The following is a 20,054-nucleotide window of genomic DNA, read 5'->3' as shown; positions in this document are numbered from 1 at the left end:
AGCAGGCTCGACTCTACAAAAGCACGGACTCCGAATGAAAATCGCCAGCTGGAACGTCAATTCGCTCAACGTGCGCCTGCCGCACCTGGAAGACTGGCTGCGCGTCGCGGCGCCCGACGTGGTCGGCATCCAGGAAACCAAGCTCGAAGACAACAAATTTCCCGATGCGACGCTGGCCGGACTCGGCTACCGCAGCGTGTTCGCCGGGCAGAAGACCTACAACGGCGTGGCCATTTTGGCCCGCGAGCACGCCATCGAAGACGTGGTGATCGGCATCCCCGGTTTCGACGACGCGCAACGGCGCGTCATCGCCGCGACGGTGAACGGGGTGCGCATCGTCAACCTGTACGTGGTCAACGGCCAGGACGTCGGTACCGAAAAATACGAGTACAAATTGCGTTGGCTGGAAGCGGTGCACGGCTGGGTGGAACAAGAACTGCGCTCGCATCCGCGGATGGCGGTGCTGGGCGATTTCAACATCGCGCCCGACGACCGCGACGTGCACGATCCCGCGGTGTGGAACGACGGCCACATCCTCACCTCCGCCGCCGAGCGCGCCGCGCTGCGGAAACTGATGGCGCTGGGCCTGCACGACGCGTTCCGGATGCACAATCAGGAAGCCGGCGTATTCAGTTGGTGGGACTATCGCCAGGCCGCTTTCCGGCGCAATTTGGGCCTGCGGATCGACCTGACCCTGGTCTCCGATGCGCTGCGCGGCGAAGCGGCGGAGTCGGGCATCGACCGCGAACCGCGCACCTGGGAGCGGCCCAGCGACCATGCGCCGGCGTGGGTGCGCCTAGGCGCCGGCTGATGCTTAGGCTTGTGTAGAGCGGAGCTTGCTCCGCTGCCTTTGCTTCGCTTGTTGTTGTAGGTGCGAGTTCATTCGCACCTACGAAACTCGGCAGCGGAGCAAGCTCCGCTCTACACGAGCAAGAAGGCCCGGCGATGCCGGGCCTTCTTCGTTGCGTTGCGGCGACCGCGTATCAGCGCACGCGCCCGCGCCGGAACAGATTGACGATAGCGAGCAGGATAATCGCGCCGACCAGCGACACGATGAAGCTCATGATCGAAAAGCCATCGTTGATCGATCCCGCGCCGACCAAGGGCCCGATCAGCCAGCCGCCGATGAAGGCGCCGACGATGCCGACCACGACGTTGAGCAGGATGCCCTGCTGCGCGTCGGTCTTCATGACCATGCTGGCCAGCCAGCCGACGATACCGCCCACGATCAACCAGATGATGATGCCCATGGCTCCGCACTCCTTGAACAGGTGAAGGGTGATGGCGCTCCCCTTGCGTGGGGGCGAACGTCAGTCTGGCGAGCCCGATGTGATGGGGGCGTCAGCGCTGGCGCCGGGCCGGACGGGGCATCCGGACGGCTTTTCTTAGCCCAAACGCGGGCTTATTGCACGCGGCCGCGCAGCAGCGCCAACAGCGCGTCGCGCGGCAGCTTGCCGGTCTCGTTGCGCGGCAACGCATCCACGCGCAGCAGCGGCCGCGGCAGGAACACCGGATCCAGGCCGCGTTGCAGATGGCGCAGGATCTGCGCTTCGTCCAGCGCCGGCGCCACCGCCAACGCCGCGATCCGGCGCACGCCGGCGGCGTCGCCATCGTCCATCTGGAAGACGACGCCGTCTTCCACGCCCGGGATCGACAACAACTTGCGGGTCAGGTCGCCGAGCGAGGCGCGCTTGCCGGCGATCTCCAGCAGATCGGCATTGCGGCCGCGCAACAGGAAGCGATCGTCGCCGTCCAGCTCCACCAGATCGGCCAGCGTCACCGGCGCATCCAAATGCGCCGCATGCACCAGCGTGCCGTCGGGTTGCGGCGACAAGCGCACGCCCGGTTGCAGGCGCCAGGCTTCTTCGCTGGCGGTGCGGCGGGTCGCGATCACGCAGGTTTCGGTGGAACCGAACACTTCGCGCACTTCGCAGCCGAAGCGCGATTCCGCCGTCGCGGCCAAAGCCTGCAGCAACGGCGCGGTGGCGGAAACGATGCCGGCCAAGGGCGGCAACGCGATGCCCGATTCGATCAGCGCGCGCAGATGCACCGGCGTGGTCACCAGCACCCGCGGCGCGGCCGCCTGTTGCAGCGCGCGCGCCACGTCGCCCGGAAAGAACGGCCGCTCCGCATGCACGGCCATCCCGCCCAGCAGCGGCAGCAACACCGACATCTCCATGCCGTACATGTGCTGCGGCGGCACCGTGGCGACCAGATGCGGCAGCGTGCCGTCGGTCCACAAATGACGCAGCGCGGCCAGGTTCGCCGCGGTGCTGGTGCGGAAAGCGCCCCAGGTCTTGGGATGCGGCTTCGGGCAACCGGTGCTGCCCGAGGTGAAGCCGATCGCGACCAGCGCGTCTTCCGCGATCGCCGGCGCCGGGCCTTCGCGCGCAGGCAACGTATCGGGCAGGCGCCAGTAGTGCGGCGGCGCATCGTCGAATGCTTGTTCGCCCAGGCAATAGCTGTCCGGATAGCGGGCGCGCACCTCGTCGATTACCGCCGGCGCACGCGAGGACGGCAGCAGCGTGGTCTGGCCGCGCAGCGCGGCGGCGCCGAACGCGACCAAGAAGCGGTAGCGGTCTTCGCACAAATTGATCGCGTAGCGCCCAACCGGCAGCAGCGCGGCCAGGCCGCGCACTTGGGCGAAATAGGTGGCCAAGGAGGTCTCGCCGGCGCCGTCGAACAGCAAGGCCCGCGCTTCGTCGCCCTGCCCTAAAAGCTGCGGCGACGCGCCCGGATCCCGTTGTTCGATGACTGCCGACATGCCCGACTCCTTGCGCGGCTCCGCCGCCCCCTGCCGATTAGCTTACGCTGGCGGCCCCATGCCGCACCAAGACCGCTCGTTCACATTGTCCGAACCGGACATCGTCGCCGCCATCGGCCCGATCCGCTGGTCCTGGCTGCCCCATCCGCGCACCGGACCCGCAGAACCGGCCGCGCGACGCTGGTTGGAACGGCGCTTGGGCCTGGCCCAGGACAGCTTGCCTTTGACCCGCGAAGCGCGCGGCCGGCCCCGGATCGCCTTGCCCGAACGGCGCTACGACGCCAGTTGGAGCCATAGCGGCGAAGGCCTGCTGATCGCGCTCGGCGAAGACGTGGAGCTGGGCGTGGACATGGAATGGCGGCGGCCGCGGTCGCGCGCGCTGGAAGTGGCGCAGCGCTATTTCGCGCCGAGCGAAATCGCCTGGTTGTCCGGATTGCCGGCCGCCGAGCTCGAACACGCGTTCCTGCGCCTGTGGTGCGCGAAGGAAGCCGTGCTGAAGGCGCAAGGTTATGGCTTGGCGTTCGGATTGCATCGGCTGAGTTTCGCCGAGGATAACGATGCGTTGTCGATGACGGACTGCGACCCAGGCTTGGGAAAGCCCGAGGATTGGCGACTGCATGAATTCGTACCCGCCGACGGCTATGTCGCGGCGCTGGCTTGGCGTTCGCCGCCCCAATCCACTGCGGCGACGCCAGCCCGAAAAGAAGATGCTGTTCTTCCCCTTTGAAAAAGGGGGGATTGAGGGGCATTTGCTTTTGCTCTTGATCTAAAAGCAACATCAAAAGCAAATCCCCCATCGCCTACGGCGATTCGCCCCTTTTCAAAGGGGGCAACAGCGCGCGACGAGTAAGCCTTGGCGCGCCCTACACAACCGGTCACGCCACCTGCCGCGCGCCGCCGCGATCCAAACGCCGATAGCCCAAGGCTTCGGTCAGATGCGCCGTCCGGATCGCTTCGCTGCCGGCCATGTCGGCGACGGTGCGCGCCACGCGCAGGATGCGGTGCATCGAACGCGCCGACAGCTGCAGCGATTCGATCGCTCGTTCGAGCAAGCGCTGGTCGCGCGCGTCGAGCCGGCAGCATTCGGCCATTTCCGCTTGCGTCAGTTGCGCATTGGCTTTGCCGCAGCGCGCTTGCTGCACGCCGCGCGTATGCGCCACGCGTTCGCGCACGGTGGCGCTGTTTTCGCCGGGCGCGGCGTCGGGGCGCAAATCGGACGGCGGCAGGCGCGGTACTTCCACGTGCAAGTCGATGCGATCCATCAGCGGACCCGAAATCCGGGCGCGATAACGGCGCACTGCTTCCCCGCTGCAGCGGCAACGGCCGGAGGGATCGCCCGCCCAGCCGCAGGGACAGGGATTCATCGCCGCGATCAGTTGGAATCGCGCCGGGAATTCGTTCTGCCGCGCCGCGCGCGAAATCGTGACCACCCCGGATTCCAAAGGTTCGCGCAGCACTTCCAGCGCGCGCCGGTCCCATTCCGGCAATTCGTCCAGGAACAGCACGCCGTGATGCGCCAGCGAGATTTCGCCGGGCCGCGGCTGTGCGCCGCCGCCGACCAAGGCCACGGCGCTGGCGGTGTGGTGCGGTGCGCGATACGGGCGTTCGCGCCAGCGCGCGGGATCCAGTCCGCGGCCGCTGACCGACGCGATGGCGGCGGTTTCCAGCGCTTCTTCCTCGCTCGCTTCCGGCAGCAAGCCCGGCAGCCGCGAAGCCAGCAACGTCTTGCCGGATCCCGGCGGACCGATCAGCAGCAAGTGATGGTTGCCCGCCGCGGCGACTTCCAGTGCGCGCCGCGCATGCGCTTGGCCGCGCACGTCCTGCAGGTCCGCGCCGTGCCCGCGCCGCGTGGCGGGCGCGACCGCGGCGGGCAGCGTTTTCGCGCCATTGAGCGCAGCGCAGACTTCGAGCAAGGTGCGCGCGGTGCAGGCCTCGACTTCCTTGGCCAGCGCCGCTTCGGGGCCGTTGCCGGGCGGCAGGATCAGCTTGCGTCCGGCCTGCGCGGCGGCAAGCGCTGCGGGCAGCACGCCGTCGACGATGCGCAGTTCGCCGGTCAAGCCCAGTTCGCCGAGGAATTCGTAGCGGTCCAACGCCTCGCGCGGGACTTGGCCGCTGGCGGCGAGGATGCCGATCGCGATCGGCAGATCGAAGCGACCGCCGTCTTTGGGCAGATCCGCTGGCGCCAGATTCACCGTGATCACCCGCGCCGGGAATTCGAACTGGGCGCATTGGATCGCCGCGCGCACCCGGTCCTTGGCTTCGCGCACCGCCGCTTCCGGCAGGCCGACGATCGACATCCGCGGCACGCCGCCGCCCAGATGCACTTCCACTTTGACCGCCGGAGCGGTCACGCCCGCGCGTGCGCGGCTGTGCACCAGCGCGAGCGACATGGGCGCGCGCTAGTGCGTCTGTTTCGGCGCGTGGCCGGAGGCTTCGAGCTGCGCTTCCAAATCGGCCAGCGCGCGCTCCAGCGCTTCGAGCTTAGCGCGCGTGCGCAGCAGCACTTCGCGCTGCACGTCGAATTCCTCGCGGGTGACCAAGTCCAGCTTGGCCAGGCCGCTCTGCAGCACGGCCTTGAAGTTCTCCTGCAGTTCCTCGCGGCCTTCGCGCAGGCCCGGCGGGACCAAGCTGCTGAGGCGGCGGGCGAGTTCGTCGAGGTGGCTGAGGTCGATCACGGCTTTCGTCCTATTGGGCGTTGGCGCGGCCAGCTTGCGCCGCCGCTCGGTTTCGCGCCATCGGTTCGGGGCCGCGGCGCGGGGTAAGGAAATTCCGATTATCCTGGGCTCGGATTAACGGGAGTATTCACATGAAGATGGTCATGGCGATCATCAAGCCGTTCAAGCTGGACGACGTGCGCGAGGCGCTGGCCGAGGCCGGCGTGGCCGGCATCACCGTCACCGAGGTCAAGGGCTTCGGCCGGCAGAAAGGCCATACCGAGCTCTACCGCGGCGCCGAGTACGTGGTCGATTTCCTGCCCAAGATCAAACTGGAAGTGGCGATCACCGACGAACAGGTCGATGCGGTGACCGAGGCGATCATGAAGGCGGCCGGCACCGGCAAGATCGGCGACGGCAAGGTGTTCGTGTGGGATTTGGAGCGGGTGGTGCGGATCCGCACCGGCGAACTGGACGGCGACGCTTTATAGCTCGCAGGTGCGAACTTATTCGCAACCGCGAAACGCGTAGCCCGGGTAAGCGCAGCGCACCCAGGCTTTTCACGACGACGGCGCGTCCCGGGTGCGGCCTGCGGCCTTACCCGGGCTACGTCATTCGCCGAGCGCAGCCGCCACGAACGGCGGCGCCACCGCCGCGCCGCGGTGGATATCGGCGCTGTAGTACTTGGTGTCGAACGTCTTCGCCGCCGCATCGTTCTCGCGGAAATCGAACCCGCCCGACTTGCGCGCCAGCGTGCAGCTCCACCAGCCGGTCGGATAGCACGGCTGCGGGAAGGGCAACGTCTTGAAGGTCTTGAAGCCGGCCTTGCCCATCTCGCCGCGCATTTCCTTGATCAGATCGAGCAGCACCAGCGGCGATTCGGATTGCTGCACCAAAATGCCGTCGTCCTTCAGTGCGCGGAAGCAAAATTCGTAGAAGGCCTTGTTGAACAGGCCCTCGGCCGGGCCGACCGGGTCGGTGGAATCGACGATCACGATGTCCAGGCTGCCGGGCGCGGCGTTCTTCATGTAGGCGATGCCGTCGTCGAACAGCAGCTCAGCGCGCGGGTCGCCGTTGGATTCGCACAGCTCGGGGAAATATTTTTCCGCCATGCGCGTGACTTGTTCGTCGATGTCGCACTGCACCGCTTTCTGCACGCCCGGATGCTTCAGCACTTCGCGCAGCGTGCCGCAATCGCCGCCGCCGATGATGACGACCTGCTTGGGGTCGGCGTGGGTGAACAGCGCCGGGTGCGACATCATTTCGTGGTAGAGGAAATTGTCGCGCGTGGTCAGCATCATCGCGCCGTCGATCAGCATCAGATTGCCCCAATCGGTGCTCTCGTAGACCTCGATCTTCTGGAACGGCGACTGCACCTCGTCCAGCTTGCGGGTGATGCGGTAGCCGATGGACGAGCCGGCGGGTTCGAAGTTTTCGTACAACCAGTTCGGGGCGGTCATGGCGCGGTCCTTGAGTTTGCTTTTAGCTGTCGTTCCCGCGAAGGCGGGAATCCAGCGACTTCTGCGGCATCGCTTCGCTGGCGCGAAGGCCCTCGCCCAACCCTCTCCCGCAAGCGGGAGAGGGCTAAACGCGAGGCGACGGCATTGGGGAGCGGAATTGTAACGAACCCGCGTGACAGTCCGTTCGCCCGCAGACGCTAGAATGCGCGCTCCCGCCGCCTCACCGGACCCACGCCCATGACCGCCTGGTCGCCCGACCAAGCCCGCAAGACCTACTCGATCCCGCACTGGGCCGAGGGCTATTTCGACGTGGACGGCGCCGGCCGCATCGTCGTGCGCCCGCAAGGCGAGCGCGGGCCGACGATCGCGCTGCCGGAGGTGGTGAACGAGGCGATGGCCGCCGGCGCCAATATGCCGGTGCTGGTGCGTTTCCCGGATATCCTCGGCGACCGCCTGGGCAAGCTGCAGGCCGCGTTCGCGCAGGCACAGGGTGAGTGGGACTACAAAGGCGGCTACACCGCCGTGTATCCGATCAAGGTCAACCAGCATTACGGCGTGGCCGGCACGCTGGCCTCGCACGCCGGCGAAGGCTTCGGCCTGGAAGCGGGCAGCAAACCCGAATTGATGGCGGTGCTGGCGCTGTCGCGGCCCGGCGGGCTGATCGTCTGCAACGGCTACAAGGACCGCGAATACATCCGCCTGGCGCTGATCGGCCGCAAGCTCGGCTTGCAGACCTTCATCGTGGTGGAAAAGCCGTCCGAGCTGCCGCTGGTGATGGAGGAAGCGAAAGCGCTGGGCGTGAAGCCGGGCCTGGGCGTGCGCATGCGCCTGGCCTCGCTCGGCGCGGGCAAGTGGCAGAACAGCGGCGGCGACAAGGCCAAGTTCGGGCTCAGCCCGCGCCAGGTGCTGGACTTGTGGAAGTCGCTGCGCGACAGCGGCATGGGCGATTGCCTGGGCCTGCTGCATTTCCACATGGGCTCGCAGATCTCCAACGTCCGCGACATCGCCAACGGCATGCGCGAGGCGACGCGCTATTTCGTCGAATTGTCGAAGCTGGGCGCGAAGATTTCGCACGTCGACGTCGGCGGCGGCCTGGGCATCGATTACGAAGGCACCCGCTCGCGCAGTTTCTGCTCGATCAACTACGGCATCGCCCAATACGCGTCGAACATCGTGCAGCCGCTGGCCGAGGCTTGCGAGGAGCACGGCCTGGCGCCGCCCCGCATCGTCACCGAATGCGGCCGCGCGATGACCGCGCACCACGCGGTGCTGGTCGCCAACGTGTCGGAAGTGGAGCGCGCGCCGGAAGGCCGCGTGCCCGACGCGCACGACGACGAGCCGGCGGTGATCCGCCATCTGCGCGAGATCCACGGCGAAATCGACGCGCGCCCGGCGGTGGAGCTGTTCCAGGAAGCGCAGCACTTCCATGCCGAAGGCCTGACTCTGTACGCGCTGGGCCGGATCGACCTCGCCCACCGCGCGCGCATCGACGATTTGTTCTACGCCATCGCCCATGCGGTGAAGTCGCGCCTGACCTATGACGAGAAGAGCCACCGCGATCTGTTGGACGAGCTCAACGAGCGCCTGGTCGACAAGTATTTCGTCAACTTCAGCGTGTTCGAATCGATGCCGGACGTGTGGGCGATCGACCAGGTGTTCCCGATCGTGCCGATCGAGCGCCTGAACGAAGCGCCGGAGCGGCGCGGCGTGATCGCCGACCTCACCTGCGATTCGGACGGCAAGATCGACACCTACGTCGAGAACGAAGACCTGGATACCTCGCTGCCGCTGCACGCGCTGCGGCCGGGCGAAAGCTACCGGCTGGGCTTCTTCCTGGTCGGCGCCTACCAGGAAATCCTGGGCGACATCCACAACCTGTTCGGCGACACCGACGCGATCGAAGTGCGCGTGCAGGGCGACGGCCACACCATCGCGCAGCAGCGCCGCGGCGACACGACCGACGTGATGCTCGATTACGTAGGCTACAAGCTCGATGCGCTGCGCCAGGCCTATCGCGACAAGGTCGCCGCGGCGAAATTGCCGGCGGACGAGGCCGAGCGCATGAATGCGGCGCTGGAAGCCGGGTTGACCGGATACACGTATCTGGACGACGCGCCGATCGCTTGAGCGCGTGTAGCCCGGGTAAGCGAAGCGCATCCGGGATCGTGTCGTGCCCCGGGTGCGCTTCGCTTACCCGGGCTACGCGTCGCGGTGGATTTGGAATCCCGCGAACGATTGGCTCACCGGCATCACTTCCAGCCGGTTGACGTTCAAATGCGGCGGCAGCGTCGCCACCCAGTGCACCGCATCGGCGATGTCTTCGGCGACGATCGGCTGCGCGCCTTCGTAGAGCTTGTCCGACGCCGACCGGTCGCCGGAGGTGCGAACCAGGGTGAATTCGGTTTCCGCCAATCCCGGCTCGATCGAAGTCACCCGCACGCCGGTGCCGTGCAGATCGGAGCGCAAACCCAAGGAGAACTGGGTGACGAAGGCCTTGGTCGCGCCGTAGACGTTGCCGCCGGTGTAGGGATACGTCGCCGCGATCGAGCTGATGTTGACGATGGCGCCTTTGCGCTCGATCAGCGTCGGCAGCAGCGCATACGTGAGCGCGGCGAGCGCGGTGACGTTGGTGTCGATCATCTGCCGCCATTGCGCCAGATCCGCGCGCTGCGCCGGCGCGGTGCCCAGCGCCAGGCCGGCGTTGTTGACCAGCGCGTCGATGCCGCGGAATTTTTCCGGCAACGCGGCGATCGCCTGCGACATCGCGTCCGCATCGCGGATGTCGAAAACGGCCGCATGGATGCGGTCCGCGCCGAATTCTTCGACCAGCGGCTGCAGGCGCTCGGCGCGGCGGCCGGTGGCGACCACCTTCCAGTCGGCGGCGGCGAATTTGCGGGCGATGGCGGCGCCGAAACCCGACGTGCCGCCGGTGATGAAAATGGTCTTGTCCATGCCGCGATTGTAAGGCGGCCCGCGACCCCGGTCAGCGTTTGAAGGCCAGCAGCGCCACGCCGCCCGCCATCAGCGCCAGACCCACCCATTCGCGCAGGTTCAAGCGTTCGTGCAGGAAAAAGAAGGCGAACGCGGCCACCAGCAGCAAGCTCGATTTGTCGACCGCGGCCACCTTGGAGGCTTCGCCCATTTTCAGCGCCCGGAAATAGCAGACCCACGACGCGCCGGTCGCCAACGCGGACGCGAGCAGCCAGCCCCACGTAACCGGCGCAAGCGTCGCCGGGGAGCGCCATTTGCCTGCGAACAGGACAAAAGCCGCCAGCAGCGCCAGGACGAAACCGGTGCGTATCAGCGTGGCGAAATCGGCGTCGACCTCTTGCAGGCCCGCCTTGGCGAACACCGCGGTCAATGCCGCGAACACGGCCGACAGCAAGGCCCATAGCAGCCAGTGCGAGGTCATGCGCGCCTCCGGAGGCGTTCGATTGCCGCTACCAGACATAAGGAATCAGCCGTCGCGTCTCGCGCGAATACTGGGCGTATTGCGCCGGGAAGGCTTCCGCCAGCGCTCGTTCTTCGATGCGGATGCGCCACAGGAAAGCCGCGGTCACCGGCAGCACGATCGCGGCCAGCGACCACACATTCCCCAACGCCAGCGCGAAGCCGTAGAACGTCGCCAGCGCGCCGGTGTAGGAAGGATGCCGCAACCAGCGGTAAGGGCCTTGGCGGATCAACTGGTGATCGGGCCGTATCGTCACGTCGACCGTGAAATAGTCGGCCAGCACGCGCACCGCCCACCCGCGGAACAGCATGCCGCCGGCCATCAGTACGATGCCGATCCAGAACAGGATCGCGCGCAAATCCGGCGGATATCGCGCCCAAGGCCGGTAGGAAAGCCACACCGCGAGCGCGACGCAGGCGTAGATCGTGATCAGCAGCAAACGCAGCGTGCCGCGGTCCTGCGTGCGCGCGGCGTCGCCCGAACGGCGGCGCCAGCCCAGCCACAGTTCGCTGGCCAACCAAACCAAGCAGAGCGCTGCGAACAGTTTGCTGGCGATCATGGGCGGCCACCTTCCGACGATCCGCCCAGCCTACGCCTATGCGGCCTTCTTCGCGGCTTTCTTCGCCGCAGGTTTGGCGGCCGCGGGCGCTTTGTCGGATTTGGGCTCGACCGGCTTGCGCCTGCGCCCGGTCGAGCCCTTGCCGTTGGTGCGGGTCTTGGTGGCGCGATGCTTCTTCAGCATGTCTTCGGCCAGCACCACGTCCTCGGACAGGATGCCCGCGGCTTTGGCCACCGCGATCCGCGCCTCGGCCTTGTTCTCGTCGGGGTTGGCGAGCAGCAGTTCGCGGATCGCCTCGCGCACCGCGGCTTCGGCGTTGCTTTTCAGTTGCAGATTCTCGCCCTGCCTGAACAGGGTCAGCAGCACGTCGACGACGGGTTTGATGAGAGCGGCTTCGATGACCATGGCGGCTTCCTTGTCTTACGGGGAAGCAGATTGCGCGCGCGCCTTCTCAACGGCCGCGATGCGGATTTGACCGCGGTCGCAAAGTAAGAATCTCTACCGATGAGACGGATTTCAGGTCGGCCAAGTGCGGCTGAACAAGCGACCGTTGCTGCGTAGTTACACTCCTGGCCCGCCAGCGACTACACAGCGAAGCGACGCCAATACGAACTGCCGCCATCGAACTACGGACCGAGACCGGGAGTCGGCGTGCTGTCCAGCTGCAGCGCCCGGCGAATCGAGAAATGCGACGATACGCACCGCCGTTGAATTTAGGCACTTTCTTTGGTTACTTTCTTTGTGCCAGCAAAGAAAGTAACCCGGGCGATAGCCCGGAAGCTGTTTTCCATGTCGCGAGTCGCGTCGCGAACTCCCAGTTCGTAGGATGCCCTGGATCCCGGCTTTCGCCGGGATGACGAGCGGAGCAAAAAAAGCGACGAGCAAAAGCAAAATCGCTGGATTACGCGCCGCTCCTGCGACGCGCCTTTCGGGCCATCGGCTCCGCCGATGTTCGCTCCGGCATCCTGCCTCCGCAGCCCGCCTTCGCGGGAATGACGGTTCAAGGCAACAGCAAGAGCAAATGGGTCCCAGCTTGCGCTGGGACGACGGTCATGTTGTTCGAGCCCTGCGAGCTTGTTGGTTCGAGAAAAAAGCGGATTACTCTTCCGACTTCTCTTCCGGCTTCGGCCGCCGCTGGTCGAACATCCAATCGCGCCACCAAGTGCCGAAGAACACGTCGCCGGCCACGCGGTGATCGAGCCCTGCGTATTCGCGCAAGCGCGCGCGTTCGCCGCCGGCGGCGCGGATCGCGGCGATCATGGCGCGGTCCGAGTCGATCGGGTTTTCGGTGTCGGCGTCGCCGTGCAGCGCCAGGATCGGCAAACCGGTCAGGCGCGAAGCGGATTCGCGGCTCGGCGCGATGCCCGACATCGGCACGGCCGCGGCGAACAGATCGGGACGCAGCAGCGGCGAGAGCCAGCTCGCCGAGCCGCCCATCGAGAAGCCGGTGACGTAGATGCGGCGCCGGTCGACCGGATGCTCGGCCACGAAAGCGTCCACCGCTTCCAACGCCGCGGTCAGCGCCGCGGTGCCGCGGGCGAGTTGCGGCTTGGCCGGATCGTCGTATTCCGCGCTGCGCGTCGGAAACTGCGGGACCAGCACGAACACCGGATAACGCGCGCGGATTTCGGGCGACGCCCAGGTGCGCGCGAAACCGTTCAGCTGCGCGGCGTTGTCCTCGCCGATCTGGCCGGAGCTGTGCATCACCACGACCAGCGGATAGCGGTCGTCCGGATCCAGGCTATTCGGCGCGAGCCAGCGATAAGGAATGCGCACGTCGTTCTTGGCGCGGAATTCGCCGGCCTCGAAGCCGGTGTCGGGCAGCGATTTCAACACCGCGGGATCCAGCACCGGCGCGCTTCCGATCCGGTCGATGCCGGTATCGACGCTCGCGCAGGCGCCGAGCGCAGCGGACAGCAGGAATGCGAAACCGCCTGCGGCGGCTTTTCGGAAAGCGGATGTCATGATTTATTTCGCCTTGATCGCCATCGCCGGCAAGCCGCCGTTGCCGAGCTTGCCTTTCGCTTCGGCCAATTCCGATGCGGTGCCGTAGGGCCCCATCCGCACGCGGTAGACGGTCTTGCCGCCGATCTCCGCCGATTCGACGCGCGCGTTCAAGCCCAGCAATGCGATCCGCGCCTTCAGCGCCTCGGCGTCGCCGGAAGCGCCGAACGCGCCGGCTTGCAGGATGTAGCGCGCGCCGCCGTCGACCGCGGCGGCCGGCGGGGTTTGCGTCGCGCTCGCGGAAGCGGTGGCGGTGGCCGGCGTCGTGTCCGGTACGGACGCCGGCACGGCCGGATCGGCCGCGTCTTCCGCAACGGCAGGCTTGCTCTGCGCCGCGGCCGCACGCTGCTGGCGCGCCTCTTCCGCGCGCGCGGTGGCGGCGAGTTCGGCGTCGGACATCTTCACTTCCTTGCCCGGCAGCAGCGTATAGAAATCGTAATCGGCGTCCTGCGTCGCATCAGGTTTGGCGCCGGCCTTGGCGACGGGTTCGTTGCCGCCGTCTTCCGGCACCACCGCGTCGTTGTCGCCCGCAGCGCTCGTCGCCGGCTGCGCGTCCGGGTTGGGCTTGGGCCGGAAGAAGCCGTCCTTGCCGTCGGACTTGAGCAGCTTGGGCGCGGCCAGGATCACGCCGATGGTCAGCACCACGCCCAGGATCATCCATGCCCAGCCGGGAATGCCGTTGCCGCTGTTGCGTCGCGCCTGCGACTTGCCGCGTCTTGCTGCCATGTCCTACATAGTCTCCGGGGCGCTCACGCCCAACAAATCCAAACCGTTCGCCAATACCTGGCGCGTCGCCGCGCTCAGCGCCAATCGTGCGTCGCGGACCGCTGCATTGTCCACCAGCACCGGCGTGGCGTGGTACCAGGTGTGGAAGGCGTTCGCCAAATCGCGCAGATAAATCGAGACCAGATGCGGTTCCAGCGTGTCGGCCGCGCTTTCCACGGTTTCGGCGTAGCGCGACAGCTCGACCAGCAAGGCCTGCGAAGACTCGTCGTCGAGCAGGTTCAGGTTCGCCAAGCCGTTGGCCTGGTCGTAGGCCAGGTCTTTTTCGGCCGCTTGGCGCATCAGGCTGCACACCCGGGCGTGCGCGTACTGCACGTAGAACACCGGATTGTCGTTGCTCTGCTGGCGCGCCAGGTCAATATCGAAAGTGAGCTGCGAATCGGGCTTGCGCGCGATCAGGAACCAGCGGGTCGCGTCGCGGCCGGCCTCCTCGATCAGATCGCGCAGAGTGAAATAGCTGCCGGCGCGCTTGCTCAGCTTCACTTCTTCGCCGCCGCGCATCACGGTGACCATTTGGTGCAGCACGTATTCCGGATAGCCGGCCGGGATGCCGGCGTCCAGCGCCTGCAGGCCGGCCTTCACCCGCATCAGCGAGCCGTGGTGGTCGGCGCCGAGTTCGGTGATGGCGCGCTTGTAGCCGCGCTGCCATTTCGAGCGGTGGTAGGCCACGTCCGGCACGAAATAGGTATAGCTGCCGTCGGACTTGCGCATGACGCGGTCTTTGTCGTCGCCGAAGTCGGTGGTGCGCAGCCACAGCGCGCCGCCTTCCTCGTAGGTGTGGCCGTGGGCGATCAGCTCGCGCACGGTTTCCTCGACCTTGTCGTTGGCGTACAGGGAGGATTCCAGGAAGTAGACGTCGAAGCCCACGCCGAACGCGGCCAGATCCAAGTTTTGCTCGCGGCGCAGATAGGCGACGGCGAAGCGGCGGATCGCGTCGAGATCGTCGGCGTTTCTGGCGCCGGTTTCCGAATGGTTTTCGAATTCGACCGTTTCGCCGTTCAGATAGGCGGTCGCAACGTCCTTGATGTAGTCGCCGCGATAGCCGTCCTGCGGCCACGAAGCGTCGTCCGGACCCAGGCCCTTCGCGCGCGCCTGCACCGACTTGGCGAGATTGTCGATCTGCGCGCCGGCGTCGTTGTAGTAGAACTCGCGCATCACGTCCCAACCGTTGGCGGCCAGCACGCGAGCGATGCAGTCGCCGATCGCCGCCGCGCGGCCGTGGCCGACGTGCAGCGGGCCGGTGGGATTGGCGGAAACGTATTCCACGCCGGCGCGCACGCCCTTGCCGGAGGCGTTGCGGCCGTAGTTCGCGCCGTCGGCGATGGCTTTGGCCACTTCGCGCTGGTAGGCCGCCGCCGACAGATGGAAATTGATGAAGCCCGGGCCGGCGATCTCGACCTTGGCGATGTCCGGCGAAGCCGGCAGCGCTTCGACCAATTGCTGCGCCAACGCGCGCGGGTTGGTCCGCGCCGCCTTGGCCAGCAGCATCGCGGCATTGCTGGCGAAGTCGCCGTGGCTGCGGTCTTTGGGCCGTTCGACCACGAAATCGGGGGCGGCGTCCGCAGGCAGGGTGCCGGCAGCGCGCAGGGCGGCGATGCCCTGGTCGATCAGGGCGCGGAGCGGGGCTTTCACGGAATTCCAGGGGAATTTTGGGCCGGACATTGTACTTCGGCCGCGGACCCGTAGCCCGGGTAAAGGGCGCAGGCCGCACCCGGGATACTCCGCGTCCTGTCTCGGGTGCGGCCTGCGCCCTTTACCCGGGCTACGAACTACGAACGCAGTTTGCGCAAAACGCTCCCCCGGTGCGCGGCGACATGATCGGTCTTGTCGCTCTTGATCTCGTACTGCGGGTCTTCCGGCGTGGCGTGCCGGGTATGGCCTTTGTAGTCGAAATCGCGGGTACGGATGCGCACGATCCGGCCGCGCACGCGCCCGGCTTCCGAATTCCAGCTGACGTGATCGCCGATCCGGTAGCGCGCCACGCGCCCTCCGCGAGTTCGACCCGCGCCGAGATTAGGCCCGGCGGCGTCGACGCGCCGTCAGCGTCCGGCGCGCGGCCAGATCTTGCGGTTGGGATCGAATTCGGAAGTGGCCATCTTATTGGCGCGCAAGCCGAAGCCGCAGACGGCGAGCGGGCCGTCGACATAGCCGGTCAGTCCGAAGGCTCGTTCGATGTCCACTTCGTTGATCGCCGCGGTGACGAAGGCGCCCAGGCCGAACTCGGTCGCGGTCAGGAACAAGGACTGCGACAGGTGGCCGACATCGAGGATGGCCACGCGATAGGCCTTGGCGTGATTGCGGTATTTCCAATAATTGCGGGCGAAGCGCGGCGCCAGCGCGATCAGCACGTGCGCGTCGGCGAACCATTGCTGGCCGGCCACCGCGAGCCAGGCGAAGCGGTCCAAATCCTGCGGCGAAGGCAGCGGCTGCAACGCGTGGTCGCCGGCGCGGTAGTGGTACAAGCCCGGCGCGACGCCTTCCACGCGCCGCACGATCAGATAAGCCTCGGTGGGATGCAGCGCGCCTCCGGACGGGCTGGTCTTCTTCAGCACGTCGAAATCGTCCGCCGCGCGCACCTGCCCGCGCGCGCCGAACACGCGTTCCAGCACGTGCGCGAACGGCGCTTGCGGCAATGCGCGCGCGGTGTCGAAGTTGCGGCAGGAACTTCTCGCGTCGAACAAATCGTCGAGCGGCGTGCGCGCGACGCGCGGCAGGGCGATGCGTTGCGCGGCTTCGCCGCGATCGTGCAGCGCCGGCGGCGGCGCGCCGAATTTCGCGCGCAAGCCTTGCGCGCTGTCCATGCCGGCTTCGGCCACTTCGCCAGCGGCGTCCAAGCCTTCCCAGCGCGATGCGGCGTGCCAGACCGAGGCCAGGCCATGCCAATGCTGGGCGCGGAAACGTTCGTCGGCCTGCCGCCGTTCGGCGAAATCGTCGCCGTCGCCGATCAGAAGGCCAGCGCGCAACCACGCCTCCAGCCGCGCCGCGCCGATGCGTTCGCGCGCACGATCGCCGTCCATCCAATCGCTCGGGCTGAATTCGCCGAGCCAGGCCGCGTCCTGCGCGTCCACCGGCAGCGGCTCGGGCAGATGCGGCGCATGCGCATGCCAGCGCATCTCGCCGACCACCCCGGTGCCGCCTTTCAGCAGGTCTTCCAATTCGAAATGGGCGACCTCGCGCGGCTCCAGCCACAACACGGCGCAACGTCGAATCCGCATTCCATCCCCGCACTTGATATGGCGAGGCGACTCTAGGCCCGCGCGCCGGCGCCAGCAAGGCCGCTCCGCCCGGGTGGCCGCAATCCCGCTAAAATCCTCGTTGGGGCTTGTTGTGGTCCTGCGACACGGGTAGCGTCCACCGTGTTGTCTCTCAACACGAAGGGGAACGTGCATGGCAACCAAGGGCAATGGTCCGGCTCCGCTGGATCCGAAAGTGATCAAGACGCTGCTCGATCGGCTCACCACCGACGACGATTTCCGCGAGCTGTTCCAGAGAGACGCCTCCGCGGCGCTGGCCGAGGCCGGCCACCGCGCGCCTTCGGATACCTTGAGGACCGGTTTGAGCGCCGCCGCTTCGGCCGGCACCTGCCTGCAGATGCAAGCCGGCGCCTCGCTGGCGAGCAAGGAGGACATCGCCGCGCAGCGCGCCAAGCTGGAGTCCACCCTGGCGATGATCCAGGGTTTCATGTGCCCGCCCGAGCTGCTCAGCTCGGACTAAGCCCCCGATAGCGCCGCCGACCGGCGGCGCAGGCTTTCCGGCAGTTGCGCGACCGGCCACGCCGCGCGGAAAGCCGAGAGTTCGGTTTCGGCTTCTTTCTTGCGGTCCGTCTTGGCCAGGATTTCGGCCGCATCGAGCCGGGCCAGAGTGGTGTCGGCCACATTGACCACGCTCGGCAAGCCCGCCGCCGTGCCTTCCATATAGGCGCGGCCGCGGTGCGAGGCCATCCACTTCGCCTCGCGCAAGGCCAAGGTCCAATCGCCGTCGGCGCGCGCGGCGCGCATCAGCGCCGAATGCACGGCGAACGCCGCATCTTCGCGCCCGGCCCACACCTTCAAGCGCGCGACCGCCCGCTTCGGCTTGCCCTGCAGGCGTTCCTGCTCGGCCAGCAGCACTTGGCGCATCTGGATCAGCAGCGGATAACCAGCGATGCCCTCGGCCGAAGCCGCGGCTAAAGCCGCCTCGACCACCGGCAGCGAATCCAAGCGCGCGCCCAGATAGCCGGCGCCGAAGGACATGGTTTCGCTGAGATTGGGATAAACCGCGTCGGTCTTGGCCGCTTCGGCGCGCAGTTGGGCGATTTCGCGCAGCAAGCGCTGTTGCATCTCCGTGGAAGCCTCGCGTCCGGCCAGGGTCTGCACGGCCAGCTTGCGGATCCGCCACTCCGGCGTGGTGATCAACGGCTCGGCCTTCATCGCCATGCCCAGGCCGCGATCGGCCGAGGCTTCGGCTTGCTGCCATTGCCCTTGGTCGACGGCGAGCATCATCGCGCTGAACGGGATTTCCAGGTTTTCCGTATCCGCGCCGACGCCCTTGCGCGTGGCCAACAATTCGTTGGCCTTGGCGTAATCGCGCTGCGCCGCGTAGGCGTAGCCGTAGGAAGAGCCGGCGCCCTTGAATCCCGCTTCGCGCGAAGTCTTGAACAGGCGCTGCGCTTCCGGATAGCGATCCATCGCCAGCAGCAGCATGCCTTGCAGGTATTGCGCTGGCGCCTGGCCCGAGAATTGCGGCACCGCGGCCGCCGTCGCGTGCTTCATCGCCTGCCGATAGCGGTTGGCGTAGAAAGCGCTGTCCTGCGCCATCGCGAAGTGGGCTTCGTGGCTGTCGGGATACATCTCGATCATCTGCTGCCAACGCTGCAGCTGTGGCTCGATCGGGCCGAAATGGGCCAGATAAGCGTCCAGCAATAGCTTTTCGCGTCCGCTCAAATGCGAGCGCAGTTTGGCGGCGCGATCCAGCTCGCGATGGGCGGCGGGCATGTCGCCCGACGACATGTAGATGCGGCTCGCGGCGAGCACGGCCAGGGCGAAGTCCGGATCCAGTTCCGCGGCGCGCTGGAAGAAATTGAGCGCCTCGCCGGATTCGCCCGCGTGGCGCTTCTTCACGCCCAACGCGTACGCCTTCAATGCGTCCAGATTGTCGGTGCTGACGTTGGGCAACGGCGCCGAATCGTGCTCGATCGAGCGCATCGCTTCGCCGAGCTTGTTGCGCAGGTCGGCGGTGACCTTGTCGATCGAATTCAGCGCCGACACCGCGCCGGCGCCGTCGGCCGATTCGGCGTAGACCGTGGTTTGCGTGTGCGGATCGATCACCTCCGCGCTGACCCGCACGCGCCCGCCCACTTCGGCCACGGTCGGCAGGATCACCGCGCGCGCGCCGTCGCGCAGGGCGACTTCGGACGCGGTGGCGCGATCCAGCGGTTCTTCCGGCTTGCGCTTCATCAGCGCCAGCGTGTCGCGCACTTTCAAGTCGCTGAGCACGTTGACGTAGCGCGACTGCTCCAGGCTGATCCGGAACGCCTGCTCCAGCGATTCGTCCAGCACCGGCTGGCCGGTCAGGTTGCGCAGATCGCCGACCACCACCCAGTCGCGCTCGTTGAACGCGATCGCCGGCGGCGAGCGCGTCATGAACCAGGCGCCGGTGCCGATGCCGATCATGATCAGCACCTCGGCGGCCAGCGCCACCGGCCGCCGCCACAGCGGAATATCGCGCCAGGCCTTGGCCGTATGCTTGGGCATGCGCAATGCGGCCAAGCCGGGCTCGCCGACTTCGAAGATCTCTTGCGCGTTCGGCACGCCTTTGAAGCGCCAGCGCCCGTAGGATTTCCAAACCAGATGCTTGCCGCGCTCGCCCAGTTCGCCGGCCGCGCGATGGCTCATCGGCTCGGCCACCGCCGAGAGCAGGATCTGGCCGGGCCGCGCCAAAGTCATCAAGCGCGCCGCCAGGGGCTTGGCCAGGCCTTCCACTTCCAGCGACTTGGCGCCGGCGCGGACGGCCTCTTCGCTGTTCTTCCAGGTCAGCACCTCGCCCACGTGCAGGCCGGCGCGCGCCTGCAGGCGCAGCTTGCGCGCCTGTCCCAGCTCGTGCAGGCCGCGCATGTAGTCGAGGGCGAAACCGAGGCCGTCGATGGGGCGTTCGAACAGCAGCAGCAGGCCGTCGGAGCGATCGATCAGGCGGCCGCGCCAGCGTTGCTGCAATTCCAGGACGAGGCGATCGTGTTCGCGGAACAGCGCCGCGGCGAGCGCGTCGCCCAGACGCTCGACCAACGTGGTCGACTCGCACAGATCGGTCAGCAGCAGAGTGCGGACCTGCGGCGTCGACGCCGGCGGCTGCGCGGGTTCTGCGGCGGGGATCATGGCGGGCTGCATCCTTGAGTCCGGTGGCG

At 67.1% G+C, this 20,054-nt stretch carries 20 protein-coding genes; 5 read left to right on the top strand and 15 right to left on the bottom strand.

Translation table 11 applies throughout. From position 1 onward, the window contains the following. Positions 1-34 precede the first annotated feature (34 nt). Positions 35-811 (top strand): exodeoxyribonuclease III, encoded by a 777-nt coding sequence (xth, locus tag FCE95_RS09365; protein ID WP_137266765.1) that lies wholly within the window; start codon positions 35-37, stop codon positions 809-811. A gap of 172 nt (positions 812-983) precedes the next feature. On the opposite strand, the gene FCE95_RS09360 is transcribed toward xth, so the two are convergent. Both FCE95_RS09360 and FCE95_RS09355 read right to left on the bottom strand, forming a co-directional pair. Further along, entirely contained in the window at positions 984-1,250 is a 267-nt protein-coding gene (locus tag FCE95_RS09360; protein ID WP_137266764.1) for a GlsB/YeaQ/YmgE family stress response membrane protein, read from the bottom strand. Positions 1,251-1,402: 152 nt separating this feature from the next. Beyond that, the gene (locus tag FCE95_RS09355; RefSeq protein WP_137266763.1) at positions 1,403-2,764 is read right to left on the bottom strand and encodes an AMP-binding protein; all 1,362 of its coding nucleotides are present in this window, start codon (positions 2,762-2,764) and stop codon (positions 1,403-1,405) included. A 58-nt stretch (positions 2,765-2,822) separates the two neighbouring features. Between FCE95_RS09355 and FCE95_RS09350 the strand changes: the two genes are divergently transcribed. Continuing rightward, positions 2,823-3,491, top strand: a complete 669-nt coding sequence (locus tag FCE95_RS09350) for a 4'-phosphopantetheinyl transferase family protein (RefSeq protein ID WP_137266762.1) — start codon at positions 2,823-2,825, stop codon at positions 3,489-3,491. A gap of 148 nt (positions 3,492-3,639) precedes the next feature. Here FCE95_RS09350 and FCE95_RS09345 read toward each other — a convergent pair whose 3' ends face one another. Further along, the gene (locus FCE95_RS09345) at positions 3,640-5,154 is read right to left on the bottom strand and encodes a YifB family Mg chelatase-like AAA ATPase (RefSeq protein ID WP_137266761.1); all 1,515 of its coding nucleotides are present in this window, start codon (positions 5,152-5,154) and stop codon (positions 3,640-3,642) included. Between the two features lie 9 nt (positions 5,155-5,163). Then, on the bottom strand, positions 5,164-5,439 hold the full coding sequence (gene ubiK, locus FCE95_RS09340; RefSeq protein WP_137266760.1) for a ubiquinone biosynthesis accessory factor UbiK: 276 nt from the start codon (positions 5,437-5,439) through the stop codon (positions 5,164-5,166). A 131-nt stretch (positions 5,440-5,570) separates the two neighbouring features. Between ubiK and FCE95_RS09335 the strand changes: the two genes are divergently transcribed. After that, entirely contained in the window at positions 5,571-5,909 is a 339-nt protein-coding gene (locus tag FCE95_RS09335; RefSeq protein WP_137266759.1) for a P-II family nitrogen regulator, read from the top strand. A gap of 120 nt (positions 5,910-6,029) precedes the next feature. On the opposite strand, the gene speE is transcribed toward FCE95_RS09335, so the two are convergent. Then, positions 6,030-6,878, bottom strand: coding sequence for a polyamine aminopropyltransferase (speE, locus tag FCE95_RS09330; RefSeq protein ID WP_137266758.1), 849 nt, complete (start codon positions 6,876-6,878; stop codon positions 6,030-6,032). A 237-nt stretch (positions 6,879-7,115) separates the two neighbouring features. Here speE and speA point away from each other — a divergent pair, with 237 nt between their 5' ends. Next, positions 7,116-9,005 carry an arginine decarboxylase gene (speA, locus tag FCE95_RS09325; protein WP_137266757.1) on the top strand — a complete coding sequence of 630 codons (1,890 nt, stop codon included), beginning with the start codon at positions 7,116-7,118 and terminating at the stop codon, positions 9,003-9,005. 72 nt (positions 9,006-9,077) lie between these two features. On the opposite strand, the gene FCE95_RS09320 is transcribed toward speA, so the two are convergent. The 9 genes from FCE95_RS09320 to FCE95_RS09280 all read right to left on the bottom strand — a co-directional run bounded on the left by FCE95_RS09320 (position 9,078) and on the right by FCE95_RS09280 (position 16,890). After that, positions 9,078-9,830: an SDR family NAD(P)-dependent oxidoreductase gene (locus FCE95_RS09320; protein WP_137266756.1), complete on the bottom strand. Its 753-nt coding sequence runs from the start codon at positions 9,828-9,830 to the stop codon at positions 9,078-9,080. Between the two features lie 31 nt (positions 9,831-9,861). Further along, the gene (locus FCE95_RS09315) at positions 9,862-10,290 is read right to left on the bottom strand and encodes an EamA family transporter (RefSeq protein ID WP_137266755.1); all 429 of its coding nucleotides are present in this window, start codon (positions 10,288-10,290) and stop codon (positions 9,862-9,864) included. Between the two features lie 28 nt (positions 10,291-10,318). Further along, on the bottom strand, positions 10,319-10,888 hold the full coding sequence (locus FCE95_RS09310; protein WP_137266754.1) for a methyltransferase family protein: 570 nt from the start codon (positions 10,886-10,888) through the stop codon (positions 10,319-10,321). Positions 10,889-10,924: 36 nt separating this feature from the next. After that, positions 10,925-11,293: a hypothetical protein gene (locus FCE95_RS09305; RefSeq protein WP_137266753.1), complete on the bottom strand. Its 369-nt coding sequence runs from the start codon at positions 11,291-11,293 to the stop codon at positions 10,925-10,927. Positions 11,294-11,986: 693 nt separating this feature from the next. Continuing rightward, positions 11,987-12,853, bottom strand: a complete 867-nt coding sequence (locus tag FCE95_RS09300; RefSeq protein ID WP_137266752.1) for a carboxylesterase family protein — start codon at positions 12,851-12,853, stop codon at positions 11,987-11,989. A 3-nt stretch (positions 12,854-12,856) separates the two neighbouring features. Then, positions 12,857-13,618, bottom strand: a complete 762-nt coding sequence (locus FCE95_RS09295) for an SPOR domain-containing protein (RefSeq protein WP_137266751.1) — start codon at positions 13,616-13,618, stop codon at positions 12,857-12,859. Between the two features lie 3 nt (positions 13,619-13,621). After that, complete coding sequence (gene argS / locus FCE95_RS09290) at positions 13,622-15,307, bottom strand: arginine--tRNA ligase (protein ID WP_137266750.1); 1,686 nt, start codon at positions 15,305-15,307, stop codon at positions 13,622-13,624. Between the two features lie 137 nt (positions 15,308-15,444). Next, complete coding sequence (locus tag FCE95_RS09285; RefSeq protein WP_137266749.1) at positions 15,445-15,657, bottom strand: hypervirulence associated TUDOR domain-containing protein; 213 nt, start codon at positions 15,655-15,657, stop codon at positions 15,445-15,447. A gap of 57 nt (positions 15,658-15,714) precedes the next feature. Continuing rightward, entirely contained in the window at positions 15,715-16,890 is a 1,176-nt protein-coding gene (locus FCE95_RS09280; RefSeq protein WP_137266748.1) for a putative peptide maturation dehydrogenase, read from the bottom strand. Positions 16,891-17,062: 172 nt separating this feature from the next. Between FCE95_RS09280 and FCE95_RS09275 the strand changes: the two genes are divergently transcribed. Further along, the gene (locus tag FCE95_RS09275; RefSeq protein WP_137266747.1) at positions 17,063-17,389 is read left to right on the top strand and encodes an NHLP-related RiPP peptide; all 327 of its coding nucleotides are present in this window, start codon (positions 17,063-17,065) and stop codon (positions 17,387-17,389) included. Here the strand turns inward: FCE95_RS09275 and FCE95_RS09270 are convergent. Continuing rightward, on the bottom strand, positions 17,386-20,025 hold the full coding sequence (locus tag FCE95_RS09270; RefSeq protein WP_223266839.1) for a putative peptide modification system cyclase: 2,640 nt from the start codon (positions 20,023-20,025) through the stop codon (positions 17,386-17,388). The genes FCE95_RS09275 and FCE95_RS09270 overlap by 4 nt on opposite strands. Between the last annotated feature and the right edge of the window lie 29 nt (positions 20,026-20,054).

The sequence above is a fragment of the Luteimonas gilva genome, from assembly GCF_005239095.1.
GTDB classification, from domain to species: Bacteria; Pseudomonadota; Gammaproteobacteria; order Xanthomonadales; family Xanthomonadaceae; genus Luteimonas_C; species Luteimonas_C gilva.
Note: the sequence above shows the minus strand (reverse complement) of the source record. Positions and strands in the feature narration are given on the sequence as shown.

Excerpts from the sequence above, each read along its gene's own strand:
- xth (WP_137266765.1), top strand. The coding sequence starts at position 35 with ATGAAAATCGCCAGCTGGAACGTCAATTCGCTCAACGTGCGCCTGCCG.
- FCE95_RS09360 (WP_137266764.1), bottom strand. The coding sequence starts at position 1,250 with ATGGGCATCATCATCTGGTTGATCGTGGGCGGTATCGTCGGCTGGCTG.
- FCE95_RS09355 (WP_137266763.1), bottom strand. The coding sequence starts at position 2,764 with ATGTCGGCAGTCATCGAACAACGGGATCCGGGCGCGTCGCCGCAGCTT.
- FCE95_RS09350 (WP_137266762.1), top strand. The coding sequence starts at position 2,823 with ATGCCGCACCAAGACCGCTCGTTCACATTGTCCGAACCGGACATCGTC.
- FCE95_RS09345 (WP_137266761.1), bottom strand. The coding sequence starts at position 5,154 with ATGTCGCTCGCGCTGGTGCACAGCCGCGCACGCGCGGGCGTGACCGCT.
- FCE95_RS09335 (WP_137266759.1), top strand. The coding sequence starts at position 5,571 with ATGAAGATGGTCATGGCGATCATCAAGCCGTTCAAGCTGGACGACGTG.
- speE (WP_137266758.1), bottom strand. The coding sequence starts at position 6,878 with ATGACCGCCCCGAACTGGTTGTACGAAAACTTCGAACCCGCCGGCTCG.
- speA (WP_137266757.1), top strand. The coding sequence starts at position 7,116 with ATGACCGCCTGGTCGCCCGACCAAGCCCGCAAGACCTACTCGATCCCG.
- FCE95_RS09320 (WP_137266756.1), bottom strand. The coding sequence starts at position 9,830 with ATGGACAAGACCATTTTCATCACCGGCGGCACGTCGGGTTTCGGCGCC.
- FCE95_RS09315 (WP_137266755.1), bottom strand. The coding sequence starts at position 10,290 with ATGACCTCGCACTGGCTGCTATGGGCCTTGCTGTCGGCCGTGTTCGCG.
- FCE95_RS09310 (WP_137266754.1), bottom strand. The coding sequence starts at position 10,888 with ATGATCGCCAGCAAACTGTTCGCAGCGCTCTGCTTGGTTTGGTTGGCC.
- FCE95_RS09305 (WP_137266753.1), bottom strand. The coding sequence starts at position 11,293 with ATGGTCATCGAAGCCGCTCTCATCAAACCCGTCGTCGACGTGCTGCTG.
- FCE95_RS09300 (WP_137266752.1), bottom strand. The coding sequence starts at position 12,853 with ATGACATCCGCTTTCCGAAAAGCCGCCGCAGGCGGTTTCGCATTCCTG.
- FCE95_RS09295 (WP_137266751.1), bottom strand. The coding sequence starts at position 13,618 with ATGGCAGCAAGACGCGGCAAGTCGCAGGCGCGACGCAACAGCGGCAAC.
- FCE95_RS09280 (WP_137266748.1), bottom strand. The coding sequence starts at position 16,890 with ATGCGGATTCGACGTTGCGCCGTGTTGTGGCTGGAGCCGCGCGAGGTC.
- FCE95_RS09275 (WP_137266747.1), top strand. The coding sequence starts at position 17,063 with ATGGCAACCAAGGGCAATGGTCCGGCTCCGCTGGATCCGAAAGTGATC.
- FCE95_RS09270 (WP_223266839.1), bottom strand. The coding sequence starts at position 20,025 with ATGATCCCCGCCGCAGAACCCGCGCAGCCGCCGGCGTCGACGCCGCAG.